Raw genomic sequence first — 12,731 nt, 5'->3', positions numbered from 1 at the left:
TCAAGGCGAGTGTCAGGCTGGGGCACCTCCTTCACGGGGTGTGAGGTCCACGGCGGTGCCCTGCGCGGTGATGGCGAGCTCGATGGATCTGAAGGCGTGATGCTGCGTCATGGCGTTCTCGGTGCGCTGGAGGCAGTCGAGGATGAGACGCCCGAAGTAGGGGAAGCCGACCTGCCCTGTGACCTGGAAATGTCGTTCGCCTCCTGCGTTGGCCAGGTAGAGGTGCCCGGGGCCCTCGTCCGTGCCGAGATTCATGTACTTGCGCAGCTCGATGAAGCCCTCGGTGCCGAGGATGAACGTGCGCCCGTCTCCCCAGGACTGGAGTCCGCCGGGGGTGAACCAGTCACAGCGGATGTAGCCGGTGGCTCCGGTGTTCGTGATGAGGTTCGCTTCTCCGAAGTCGTCCAGCCCCGGGTGCTCCGGGTTGGCGTAGTTGGCGATGCTGCTGTGTGACACGTCGGCGTCCGTGGACCTCGTGTAGTGGAGGACCTGGTCCACGTTGTGGCTTCCGATGTCGGTCAGAATTCCGCCGTACTTCTCCTTGTCCCAAAACCAGTCGGGCCGGTTGGCGGGGTTGAGGCGGTGTGGGCCGAAGCACGTGACCTGCAGGACCCGGCCGATGGCCCCTCGTTCGACGAGCTGCTCCGCAAAGACGGCAGCCTCCACGTGAATGCGTTCCGAGTAGTAGACCGCGTACTTGCGTCCTGTCCGTTCGACGGCGGCACGTGCCTGGCCGAGCTGGTCCAGCGTGGTCAGGGGTGCCTTGTCGGCAAAGTAGTCTTTGCCGGCCTCCATGGCGCGCAGGCCGATCGCGCAACGTTCCGAGGTGACTGCGGCGCTCGCCACCAGGTGCACCGCCGGGTCGTTCAGCACTTCGTCTTCGGAGCGCGCCACCTGGGCCTGCGGGAACCTCCGGCGGAAGTCGTCGGCGCGGCCCTCGTCGGTGTCATAGACCCATTTGAGGGTGGCGCCGGCCTCGATCAGGCCCGAGCACATGCCGTAGATGTGGGCGTGGTCGAGCCCGACGGCGGCGATGATGAATTCGTCCTCGGCGACTACGGGTTGCGGTTTGTCCTCCGGGGTGTGCTCGACGGTCGTATGGCTCATGACGCGGCCACAGCCTGGGGAGTGGTGTTGAAGGCACGGATGGAGGCTCTCTTCGTGTAGAAGCGAGGTGCTCGTTCAAGGAGCGCCCCGTCCTTCGCGAAGGGGTCCTCCGCAGCGAGAGGGAGGTCAATGGCGCGGCGTTCGATGCCTGCGGCATAGATCGCGGTGATCACCTCGATCGTGAGGCGGCCGTCATGACCGTCGATGGCTGGGCGGGTGCCGGTCTCGACAGCCGTGAGGAAGTCGTCGATCTGCCCTCGGTGGAGGGTGTGGGCAAGCGGAGGCACTGCATCGCGGATGGCGTCGACCTCCGCGACACGGTGGGGATCACCGCCGTCTTCGCCGAATCCATGGGGCTGGGTGACTTCGGCGATGGCTTCGCCGGAGAGGCTGTAGCTGGCATCTCGACCCTGGACGGTGATGCCAGCACGTTCACCATGGTCGACGACGGAGCTCGTCACCGTCGCAAGGGCACGCCGGTACTGGAAGACCGCGACGGAGAGGTCCTCAATCTCCGCGTTCTCGTGAGCGACGTTGGCCAGGACTGCGGTGACGGATTCGGGTCGTCCGAGCAGCCACAGGAGCAGGTCGATGTGGTGCACGGCGTGGTTGAGGGTGCAACCTCCGCCCTCCGTCTCCCATGTCCCACGCCACCACAGGTCGTAGTAGGGCAAGCCGCGCCACCAGGAGGAGTCCACGACGACGCGGGTCACGTCGCCGAGGAGTCCGGAGTCCAGGACGGAGCGCAGTTGTGCGACGTCGTCCCGATAGCGGTTCTGTGCCACTGAGGCGAAGACTGCGTCGCTGGACTGCTCCGCGGCGAGGATCCGATCGCAGGCATCCAGAGAAGGGGCCATGGGCTTCTCGCACAGGACATTCACCCCGGCCTGCAGGCAGGCCACTGAGAGCGGCTCATGCGTCGAGGGCGGCGTGCAGATGCTGGCGACGTCCACCGACTCGCCGGCCCCGAGCATCTCCTCGACCGTCGTGTAGACCCTCGCATCGAACAGTCCGAACTCATCTCGACGAGTTCGGGCGTTGTCCGTCGAGACATCGACGAAGGCGATGATCTCGCAGCGCTCCGGGAAGTCCTGATACGCCTGAATGTGCAGTGCAGAGATGCTTCCGGAGCCGATGATCGCGACTTTGAGCACGTGTTTCTCCTCTGTGGATGAGTGGTTGTCGGGTGCCGCTGCCGCCAGCGAGGTCCATGGGGCCGTGGTTTTGCTGGTGAATCATGAGGGTCGGAGGACAGAGGCAGTGGTGTCCGAGCTGTGCGCCACGGTGTATCGGAGGCACTCACCACGGCAGACTGTGCGTTGCGCATGAGCTCCGCTGGCCAGCGATGAAGGCCGTCGTCGCTCCGTCCGTCGGCGGCCTGTGGGGACCACGCCGTCGTTGTCCGCTCGAACCTGTCACGGCGATTCGTGAACGTTCACTTTTTGTGGCTTAGACTTCCTGGAGTGGAGATCCAAAAGAAAGTGAACGTTCACGAAATGTGATGACACGCACATTACGAGCGTGGATGGAGCTGTGTCAATAGTTTGGTCGGATTCCTATCGGTGTCCCACACAGGTCTCCTATCCGCTACGGTCAGCAAGAGAGCAGTCAGGAGGCGCCATGGCCCGGCAGGATCCCCACCCACAGACGTACCGTGCGACCAGTGCGCAGCGCCGCCCCACGCTCCACCAGGTCGCCAAGCGCGCTGGTGTCTCGCACCAGACGGTGTCGCGATTTCTGCATGGCGACCCCGGAATGAAGCCCGCAACAATTGAGCGCCTTCGTGAGGCCGTCGATGCCCTCGGGTATCGCCCGGACTTCGCCGCCCAGACTCTGCGTACGGGCCGGTCCAGTGTCGTCACGGCGATCCTTCCGGGCTCCGTCACCGGATTTCCCACGTCCACCCTTGCAGCCGCGGCCGAAGTCGCAGGGGAGGCTGGATATCACATGGAGGTTGCCGTGGTCGCCGGTCCATCCACGGTGCGTGCCCAGCGCGCTGCCGAGCTGCTTGCGTCCGGTCGCAGCGAGGGTGTGTTGTTCCTCGGCGATTCTCCGGACGGAGGTGTCCCTGCCGGGTACGGCAGCGGCGCCTTCGTGGTGTTCGACCAGTTCGACGACAAGCTCCGTGGGGTCGGACAGCTGGCTGACGCGACCCCAGTCGCGGATGCGATCTCGGGCCTCGCCGAGATGGGCCATCGACGCTTTCTCCATGTCGCAGGGCCGCAGGACTTTGTCTCGGCTCGCGCCCGCCGCGAGACCTTTCTCGCCACCATCGCTGAACACGCGGCCGACATCGAGGGACTTGAGAGTGCGGGCGTGATCGTCGGCGACTGGAGCGCTCAGTCAGGATACGACGCTGTCGCTCAGCGTCAGGAGATTGATTTCACCGCGATCATCGCGGCCAATGATGTAGTGGCCACCGGTGCGGTCCGAGCGCTTGCTGAGCGCGGTCTCCGTGTGCCGGGTGACGTCAGCATCGTCGGGTGGGAGGACCGCGAGATGGGACGGTTCATGAGCCCCAGCCTGTCCACTGTGGCCGTGGACCGTCGGGCTCAGGGCAGAGCGGCGATGCTTCGTCTGATCGCGTTGTTGCGCGGTGAGGAAGCTGAGCAGGCCGACGTGCCGGTGACTCGGCTGATCTGGCGTGAGAGCACCGGCCGTGCACCGAAGTTTCAGTGATTGGGCTTCCGACTGGCTGCGCCGGAACGCACCGCTTCTGCCAGCCTCGTCAAGATCTGGTCTCGGTGAAGATCCTGTACCCCCGGCGAGGGTCGTAGCCGTGGATCTCGCGGGTGCTGAGCACGGCCATGAAGTCGAGCACCCCTGAGGTGATGACTTGCCCGGGCACCAGCACGGGGAAGCCGGGCGGGTAGGGGGTGACGAAGCCGGCGGAGACGGGCTGCTCACCGGCGGCGACGCGCGCGCGGAGCTCCTCAGGGAGGACATGTTCGATGTTCTTCCGCTGCTGACCGTGGAAGAACGCGGTGCGCATGTCGCCGTCGGGGAGCACGTCATCGGTGGCATAGCCGGGCGAGAAGGCGCTGAAGTCGGGCAGCGGAGGCATGGGCGCCTCGAGGGGGAGGCGGTCCTCGGGATGGCGCTGCGACTGCTCGTCCTCGAAGCGTTCGGCCAGCTTGACCAGCACCTCGATGAGGTAGGCGATGGCGCTGCGGGAGGTGCCGATGTTGGTCATGAAGAGCACCGTGTTGCCGCTGGTCTTGTTCACCTGGATGCCATAGCGGTCCATGAGGTGTTCATGCTTGAAGGTGTCGCCGTCCACGCCGGTGCGGCTGATCTCGATGGTGATCCGGCTGGGGTCCACGACGAACTCGTCCTGCGCCCAGGCCTTCCACATGGTGGCCAGGCCGTGGCGCAGCGGCATCGGCCGCCCCACGCCACGGTGATCAGCAGGGATGAGGTCGTGTGCGGTGAGCACGCGGAAGGTGCGGCGCAGCAGCGGGTGGCGGGCGATGGCCTGGGCGAGGCTGGCCGCCAGGTCGAGCTGGCGCTGCACGAGTTCGAAGCCTTCGAGCTCGACCTGGCGGCGTCCGATGTCGAGGGAGGACAGGATCTGGTAGTTGGGCGAGGTGGAGGTGTGCGTCATGTACGCCTCGTGGAAGGGCTCCTCGGCCTCTCTCCGCCACTCCTGATCGTAGACGTGGATCATCGATCCCTGCCGCAGCGCGGTGAGCGTCTTGTGGGTGGAGTGGGTGGCGTAGACGCGGATGCGGGCGTCGGGGCTCGGGATCAGCCGCTCCTCGAGCCACACCGCGTCGGCGGCGGGGTTTCCATCGGCGTCGTGCAGCCGCTCCTGCTGGGCGTGGTGTGCGGCGGCATGCGCGGGAGTCTTCAGTCGCTGCTCGAGGTTCTTCGCGGCCGCCATCGCGGTGCGGCGGCGCGTCACCGGGTGGAAGGCGGCGAAGGCGAACCACGCCTCGTCCCAGAGGAACACGAGGTCGGGCTTGATCGCGAGGCACTCGGCCATGACCCGCTCCGGGTCGTAGACGATGCCGTCGAAGGTGCAGTTGGTGAGGGTCACCATGCGCACCTCGTCGAGCCGGCCGGCGGCTCGGTAGTCGAGCAGCATCTGTTTGATGCGGTCCAGCGGCACGGCACCGTAGAACGCGAAGTCATTGAGCGGGTACGCCTCGAGGTAGGCCGGCCGCGCGCCGGTGAGCATGACGGCGTGGTGGTGCGACTTGTGGCAGTTGCGGTCGACCATCACGACGTCGTCAGGTGCGACGAGAGCCTGGTGCACGATCTTGTTCGCCGTGGAGGTGCCGTTCGTGACGAAGAACGTGTGCTTGGCGCCGAACGCGCGTGCCGCGAGGTCCTGGGCCTTCTTGATGGTCCCGGTGGGTGCGAGCAGCGAGTCGAGGCCGCCCGAGGTGGCGCTCGTCTCGGCCAGCAGGAGGTTGAGGCCGTAGAAGTCGACGAGGTCCCTGATCCACTTCGAGGACACCACTGATCCGCCGCGGGCTACCGGCAGTGCGTGGAATACGCCCACCGGGCGCCGTGCGTGACCCTGGATGGCTGTGAAGAACGGTGTGTCATAGAGGTGGGAGACCCGGCGCAGCAGGGAGAGGTGCAGCTCGAGCTGATCCTCACGCCAGAAGACGCGACGGAATCGACGGGTGAGGGCCCCGGCGAGGTCCTCGATGTGGGCACCGGCCATGAGGTAGAGGTCCAGCTCGGGGCGGATCGCGGCCAGCGTGTCCGCCAGCCCCAGCACCCGCTGCACTGAGGCGAGCGAGCTGCGCGCCGACGCCGACCCCTCCGCCACCTGGGCGCGCGCGAGGTGGATGGACTCGCGCAGGTCCCGGCTGAGCGGCTGGTGTGTGTGGTCGCTGAAGCCCGGGCGCACCACACAGGCGAGGATGTTCGGGTTCGTGAGCACTGCGGCCACGGCGTCGTCTGCCGAGGGGACGACCACGAACTCGTAGATGAACGCGTCGGCCGGTGCGCGCAGGCGCAGACCGTCGGCCCGCATCGTGTCCCGGTCGGCCGCGGTGGTCTCGTCGATCACCAGCACCTCGAACCGCGGACGTGGATCAGGGTCGGCCGAGAGTTCCGTGCGCTCCTGCTCCTCGAGGTGCTCGTCGCGCGGCTCATCGGGGACGGTGTCGCCGCGCAGCCGGTGGACCACCCGGCCGATGCGGTCCAGGGCGGTCCGGTAGTCGCCGGCCTCGAGCAGATCTCCGATGTCTCTCACGTAGCGCTGACCGAAGCCGGCCCAGTACATCTCGATGGTCTCCAGTGCACGCAGCGAGCGGTGGATCTCACTGTCGGACGCCAGGACCTCCACGGCGTCGCTGCCCAGCGCCAGGCGTTTGACCGCGAACCGGAGGTACTCCCACGCGTCGCTGCGCAGCCGCCAGGTGCTCGCCGGCATCCCCGGATCGCGTTCCAGCGCAGCGGACCAGGGGGCCGGGGAGAGAGCCTCAGAGCCGGAGGTGGCGTGGGGTCCGGAGTCCTGGGGCTTCTGGGGTACGAGGTGGTCAGCGCCATTGCTGATCATGATCTGGGGAGTGTCCTTCCAAGTGTCGGTCGTCCGCCAACTGGGGTGTGCTTCGATGATAGAGGCCAGGACGTCACAAGCATGTTGCAGGAACCCATGAACGTGACCGTTCAGCGGACCTGCTGGGATAAATGCGGCTGCCACGCCGGTTCGGGACGGTGGACCCCGCGAGGTCGGTAGTCGAGGCTCGCTGAGACTCCAGCCAGATCAGCCAAGAACCAGACGATGGCGAGCCACATCTCTGTTCCCTGGAGGCTGACGGACGTGTCTTGTGTGCCGACCGTTCGGGCGTAGGGCGCTCGAAAACTGAACCCTGAAGCGCCCGAGGCCTGGGATGAGCCGTCTCCTTCGACCCACTGCCCGAGGGTTTCGGGCAACCAGGTCTGCGCCAGCTCGGTGATGTCTGACTCACGATGGCTCGTGTACTGGGAGGCCAGCCACAGAGGGTGGGCGACGTCGAGAACGTTGCATGCTGTTCGCCGGTCCGGTCTGAACCACCGGGGGTCCTCGGCGTGCCGCAGGACGGTGTCGATGACTCGCTCAGGGTGGGGAACAGGCACACCGAACTGGGCGAACGATCCCCGTGTCGTGCGGTAGTAGCCGTTGACGATCTGGAGAAGTCCGTCGCCGGCCCGCGGAGATCCCCACATGCCTGTCACAGGATCGACGTGACGCATGAGCCAGCCGATCACTGTCTCGATCTGTCCTTCTGACGTGTGAGGGCTGAGTGTGCTGTTCCAGTGGATCGCTGTGGCCAGGATGTCTGTCCTGTCGCCAGCGCCCCATACCTCCGACGTCCATGGCAGGCGTTCCAAGGAGTTCACCACGTCTGCGGAGCCTTGACCCGACACCATGGTGATCGGGTGAGCGAATGCACTGCCGAGGAGGTCCAGCGCGTAGCCGGTGGAGAGTATGTGATAGGCGGTCTGAGCGTCGGCGCCCTCATCAGGTGGTGCGACGGGGGTGCCATCTGCAGACAAGGCGCAGATCATGCCTGTGGAGGAGTCCTGCAGTGATCGGAGCAGCTCGACGAGTTCTTCGCGTGGCATCTGTGGGGGCGCGTCCCCGAGAAGAAGATCCGCGATCTCGATCGCATCCCCCTGGGCCCGCGTGGTCGGAGTTCCAGAGGGATGGCTGGTGAAGAGACCGAGCTCGGGCGACCAATGAGATTCCAGGAGGGGCCGTGCGCTGCGTCGTGCGTCGTCCGCGAAGCGCTCCAGCCGGGAAGCCAGGCTTGTGCCATGAGCAAGGGAGCCGGGCCGGGTTCGATACCTGATCACTCTGGCGGGATTGCCTCCGACCACGGCGCCGGAGGGGACGTCCTTCGTCACCACAGATCCTGCGCCGATGACAGACTTGGAACCGACCGTGATGCCGTCGAGCAGGACGGCGTTGGAACCGATCCATACGTCGTCGCCGATGGTGATGCCCTGGCTCGTCAGCGGCTGACGGAAGATCTCGATGTCCGGGTCGCTCATCGAGTGGTTGAAACCCAGGATCGAGGTGTGTGCGCCGATCCTGACGCCGTCGCCGGCGCGGACGTCTCCTCGGACGACGGTGTACACGTTCACCGAGCAGTGCCGCCCGAACGTCACGTCACCGGTCACGTAGGCTCCGGCCGCAATGTAGCTGTGGTCCCCCATGTCCAGGCTGTCCACGTCGACGCAGGCCATCTCGGAGACGAAGCATGAGTCTCCGAACCGCGCTCCGGCCTCTTCGAGAAGGCGCAGGTGCTCCTCCTGAGCGATCCGCTGCTCGAAGCTCAGTTCGGCTCCGGCTTTCCACGGGGAGTAGTCGACATTGTGTGAGGGCCTTGGTCCCGACTGGCTCATGGCCTGATCCTCTCGTGCATCGCCCATCAGCTGAAGGCCTGCTCATACTCTGAGACCATCGTGCCTGGTGAACGGAAACGCGGGATCAGGTCTGGCCAGCTGGAGAAGCCGGCCTGGCTGGCCGGCGGCCCTGGCGAACGTGGAAAACCCCCGGCCAGAATCGCTCTGACCAGGGGTTTCAGTGGTGGGCCCTGCGGGGCTCGAACCCGCGACCAGCGGATTAAAAGTCCGATGCTCTACCAACTGAGCTAAAGGCCCGCGATGTGACTCTCGGGGCGCCCGTCAGGCGTCCCGAGGCGCCTTCTATCGTAGACCATCACGCTGCCTCGGCGGTCGACGTCGTGCCCTCGCCACCGAACGACCAGGCATCTGGCGGATGATCTCCGGGACCCGCCGGGCTCCCGGGAATCACCCCTCCGTGCTGCATGTTGGTGCCACTCTGGTGACCAGCGACGTTTAGCGGCATAATTGCCCCCACCGGAAGGAGACGTGATGAGCAGCACAGCACGCCATCGCCGACCGAAGATGACCGATCCTGCAGTGTTCGACGAGCGGGAGGGCGGAGCCGACCCGGCGACGATCTCCCAGGCCGCGCAGGACACCGCCCACGCCCTGGTCTACCACGGCCGCGACTCCGACGATCCGGAGGTCACCGAACGTTTCATCAGGCTCGCCGAGACCGAAGGCATCGAAGCCATCGCCGAGCTCTGGGCCGACTCGCCGGCCCATTCCCTGGCCGGCAGCCTCTGGCGGATCTACGCGATCCGGGCCGCCGTGCAGGAGAATCCTCGTCGCCTCTCCGAGTACTACAGCGCCGGCCGTGGTGACACGACCACTGCTGCGATCGCCGGTGTTCCCGAACCGCCTACCTCGGACGAGATGACCAAGCTCGCGGACATGGTCCTGGCAGGCATGTACACCGGTGACATCGACGTCGCCTTCGACCGCGCCGCAGCCTTCTGCCGGGTGATCTCCCGGGGTGAGGCGCACTGGGCGGACAGCCATGAGGGCACGTCGGATGATGTCGCCCGACGTATGACCACTCGTGCTGACCAGCTGGTGCGCACCGCGGAGGAACTCGAAGCCTCGGCACGGGCCTTCCGGGCAGGGACCCTGGACTGAGCCCGGGGGAGTCGCGTCCCCACGTCACGACTTCACAACGTTGCGTCGCGATCCCTGTCATCATGCGGATCGAGTAGGAAGATGAGGGTAAGGTTGCGCCCGAGGAAGCTCGGGCGTGTACGGCCCGAGTTCGTTCGCGCCTGTACGGCGGGAGGGGCCGCATGGTTCGGACCCGCGCGCGTGGACGTCCACCGCACTTTGATCATGACGAGGGTCAGCAGCAGCTGACTGACAGAGGGGCGACTCATGTCGGAGAACAACCCATACGGCCAGCAGGGCGCATGGCAGCAGGGCCAGAACCCCCAGCAGGGCCAGCCCGGCTACGGGCAGCAAGGTCAGCCGGGCTACGGGCAGGGCCAGCCGGGCTACGGGGGCCACCAGTACGGCCAGGGCGGCTACGGAGCAGGGGGCCCCGCGGGGCCAGCTGGTCCCGGAGGTCCGGGCCAGCCGGGCGGGCCCGGAGGCCCCGGTGGCGGCGCCGGTGGCAAGGGCCCCGGCAAGGGCCTGATCTTCGGCATCATCGGCGGCGTCGTGCTTCTGCTCGTCATCATCGCGGTGGTCCTGTTCCTGGTGCTCGGACGCGGGGGCGGGGACGACGGCGAGAACGGCGGCGGCGAGAACGGCGGTGAGGAGAACGGCGGAGCGGCTGTCGAGCCGGGCGCGGACTCCACCCCGGACGGCGCCGTGGAGGCGTATCTGACGGCGCTGGCCGAAGGCGACGCCGAGGGAGCGCTGTCACTGATCGACGCGCCCTCTGACACCACCCATATGACCCAGGAGGTCCTCGACGCCTCCCTGGAGCTCGCGGACATCACCGAGATCTCCGTCAATGAGGTCGAGGTCGGCGAGTACGCGTTCAGCGAGGAGGTGACCGCCACCTTCACCGTCGGTGATGAGGACGTCACCCATCGCTTCTGGACCTCCACCGATGATGAGGGCGACTCCTGGTACCTGGACGCCTCCATCACGCTCAGCGAGCCCTCCGCGGGCGCGCTCGACGTGACCGTCAACGGTGTCGAGTTCACCACCTCAGACACCTACGTCTTCTTCGGGGCGGCCTATGAGCTGGACATCGCCCACGAGAACTTCACCTTCGAGGGTGACGACAACGTCGTCTACGCGACCGACACCTACATCTCCACCAGTGATCTCACTCCGGTCCTCACCGAGGAGGCCGAGGACACCTGGCGTCAGCTGATCATCTCGGAGGTCGAGGAATGCGTGGCCTCCAATGAGAAGGACGCCGGCTGCGGCCTCGACATGCCGGATGAGATCTCCGGCGCCGAGGTCATCGACGGTTCGATCGAACGCAGTCTCCCGTCCTCCGACCAGCAGGCGCTCGAAGGGCTCGAACCACGACTGGACTGGTCGAACCCGAACCTGGTGAGCACGGACTACGCCAGCATCTCCGTCGAGGTCGAGTATGAGGCCCGCGCCGGCGGCAGCACCGACCTGTACGAACTCTGGTCCGGTGACCCGCGCTGGCTCGGTGACCCCGTGGTTGACATGACGGCCGAGGAGCTGGAGATCACCTGGGAGTGATTCCTGATCCCTGATCGCTGGGAGCCTGCAGGCTCCCAGCACGACCGCGGCCCCGGACGGCCCACGCGACGATGACGCCCCGCGAAGGGGAACGTCGCGCGGGCCCCGGGGCCGCCGTCGTCTGCTCTACACTCTCCTCGTGCAGCACAACACCTCCACCACAGCTCGCGATGCCCGCCCCACCGGTGAGGCCGTCGTCCAGTCCCTCCCGTGGCGCTGGAACGCCCAGGGGCGGATCTTCCTCATCGGCGGCCTGGGCTTCATGTTCGACGCCTGGGACGTCTCGCTCAACGGCATCCTCATCCCGCTGCTCAGCGAGGAATGGGGCCTCACCGCCTCCCAGGCGGCCTGGATCGGCACCGCGAACCTCATCGGCATGGCCGTCGGCGCGGTCATGTGGGGAACCATCGCGGACCGCATCGGCCGCAAGCAGGCTTTCGCCTGGACGCTGCTGATCTTCTCGATCTTCACCATCGCCGGCGCGATGACCAACGACCTCAGCTGGTTCGTGCTGTTCCGCTTCCTCGCCGGCATCGGACTCGGCGGCTGCGTGCCGGTGGACTATGCCCTGGTCGGAGAGTTCACCCCCGCCAAGCACCGCGGCCGCGTGCTGACCGCCATGGACGGCTGGTGGCCTATCGGGGCCGCCCTGGCCGGGTTCGTCTCCGCCTGGCTGGTGGGCACATGGGGTGACTGGCGGCTTCCCCTGCTGGCCATGATCCTGCCCGCCCTGCTGGTCTTCGCGGTGCGCCTGTTCGTGCCCGAATCACCCATGTATCTCATCAAACAAGGCAGAGTGGACGAGGCCCGGCGGATCATCGACGGCCTGGTGATCCGCACCGGCGCCACACCGCGCGAGTACGTGCTCACTCCGGGGGAGGAGTCGTCCCGGCTGACACTGGGTTCCCTGGGGGTGCAGCTGCGCCGGGTCTGGGCCCACGGCTGGCGCATCACCACGGTCGCCTGGGTGATGTTCCTGGGGGTGATGACGGTCTACTACATCGCCCTGCAGTGGATGCCTCACTTCCTCATCGAGGCCGGCTATGAGCAGTCCCGGGCGTTCATCACCTCGGCGGGGATGGCCGGCGTCGGGCTCGTGGGCGTGCTGATCTCCACGGCCCTGGTGGAGCTGACAGGACGTCGGGTGCTCCTGGCGATCAGCGCCCCGACGGCGACCGCCCTGCTGGTGGGCCTCGCCCTGGTCATGGAGGTCCCGGCGCTGGTGCTGTTCATGGTGCTCGGCTTCGGCCTGATCATCCAGATCGCCATCCCGGTGCTCTACACCTATGTCTCCGAGCTGTACCCCACCGAGCTGCGCGGCTCCGGCTTCGGCTGGGCGTCGACGGTCTCACGCATCGGTGCAGGCGTGGGACCGCTGCTGTTCATCGGCTGGCTGCAACCGGCCCTGGGGCTGGCCGGCGCCTTCACCGTCTGCCTGGTCGGTGTGGTGGCCGCCGTCGTCGTGATGATGCGACTGGCCCCGGACACCACCGCCAAGCACCTGGACTGACGCTCCCCTCCCTGTGTTGAGAGGGTGAGTTTCCGCCCGAACTGGCTGGAAATCCGGGCCATTCGGGCGGAAACTCACCCTCTCAACCGAGCGGGGAGGG

9 protein-coding genes and 1 tRNA gene are annotated in these 12,731 nt (G+C 66.7%); 4 read left to right on the top strand and 6 right to left on the bottom strand.

What is annotated here, in order from left to right; all coding sequences use genetic code 11:
- Positions 1–12: 12 nt before the first annotated feature.
- From ODE13_RS11335 to ODE13_RS11325, 3 genes are all read right to left on the bottom strand, one after another.
- Positions 13–1,107, bottom strand: coding sequence for a Gfo/Idh/MocA family oxidoreductase (locus ODE13_RS11335; protein WP_322479374.1), 1,095 nt, complete (start codon positions 1,105–1,107; stop codon positions 13–15).
- The gene (locus tag ODE13_RS11330) at positions 1,104–2,261 is read right to left on the bottom strand and encodes a Gfo/Idh/MocA family oxidoreductase (protein WP_322479373.1); all 1,158 of its coding nucleotides are present in this window, start codon (positions 2,259–2,261) and stop codon (positions 1,104–1,106) included. Before ODE13_RS11330 ends, ODE13_RS11335 begins: the two co-directional genes overlap by 4 nt.
- A gap of 454 nt (positions 2,262–2,715) precedes the next feature.
- Complete coding sequence (locus ODE13_RS11325; RefSeq protein ID WP_322479532.1) at positions 2,716–2,850, bottom strand: hypothetical protein; 135 nt, start codon at positions 2,848–2,850, stop codon at positions 2,716–2,718.
- Between ODE13_RS11325 and ODE13_RS11320 the strand changes: the two genes are divergently transcribed.
- The gene (locus ODE13_RS11320; protein WP_322479523.1) at positions 2,833–3,786 is read left to right on the top strand and encodes a LacI family DNA-binding transcriptional regulator; all 954 of its coding nucleotides are present in this window, start codon (positions 2,833–2,835) and stop codon (positions 3,784–3,786) included. The genes ODE13_RS11325 and ODE13_RS11320 overlap by 18 nt on opposite strands.
- Positions 3,787–3,835: 49 nt before the next feature.
- Here the strand turns inward: ODE13_RS11320 and ODE13_RS11315 are convergent, their stop codons facing one another.
- From ODE13_RS11315 to ODE13_RS11305, 3 genes are all read right to left on the bottom strand, one after another.
- Positions 3,836–6,625: an aminotransferase class I/II-fold pyridoxal phosphate-dependent enzyme gene (locus ODE13_RS11315; RefSeq protein WP_416210672.1), complete on the bottom strand. Its 2,790-nt coding sequence runs from the start codon at positions 6,623–6,625 to the stop codon at positions 3,836–3,838.
- Between the two features lie 110 nt (positions 6,626–6,735).
- Entirely contained in the window at positions 6,736–8,457 is a 1,722-nt protein-coding gene (locus tag ODE13_RS11310; RefSeq protein WP_322479372.1) for an acyltransferase, read from the bottom strand.
- A gap of 182 nt (positions 8,458–8,639) precedes the next feature.
- Positions 8,640–8,715 (bottom strand) — tRNA-Lys (locus tag ODE13_RS11305).
- A gap of 234 nt (positions 8,716–8,949) precedes the next feature.
- On the opposite strand from ODE13_RS11305, the gene ODE13_RS11300 reads away from it, so the two are divergent.
- The 3 genes from ODE13_RS11300 to ODE13_RS11290 all read left to right on the top strand — a co-directional run bounded on the left by ODE13_RS11300 (position 8,950) and on the right by ODE13_RS11290 (position 12,631).
- The gene (locus tag ODE13_RS11300) at positions 8,950–9,579 is read left to right on the top strand and encodes a hypothetical protein (protein WP_322479371.1); all 630 of its coding nucleotides are present in this window, start codon (positions 8,950–8,952) and stop codon (positions 9,577–9,579) included.
- Positions 9,580–9,825: 246 nt separating this feature from the next.
- The gene (locus ODE13_RS11295; RefSeq protein ID WP_322479370.1) at positions 9,826–11,121 is read left to right on the top strand and encodes a hypothetical protein; all 1,296 of its coding nucleotides are present in this window, start codon (positions 9,826–9,828) and stop codon (positions 11,119–11,121) included.
- Positions 11,122–11,260: 139 nt separating this feature from the next.
- Positions 11,261–12,631, top strand: a complete 1,371-nt coding sequence (locus ODE13_RS11290; RefSeq protein WP_322479369.1) for an MFS transporter — start codon at positions 11,261–11,263, stop codon at positions 12,629–12,631.
- Positions 12,632–12,731 lie beyond the last annotated feature (100 nt).

It is taken from the genome of Nesterenkonia sp. HG001 (genome assembly GCF_034438835.1).
GTDB lineage: Bacteria > Actinomycetota > Actinomycetes > Actinomycetales > Micrococcaceae > Nesterenkonia > Nesterenkonia xinjiangensis.
Note: the sequence above shows the minus strand (reverse complement) of the source record. Positions and strands in the feature narration are given on the sequence as shown.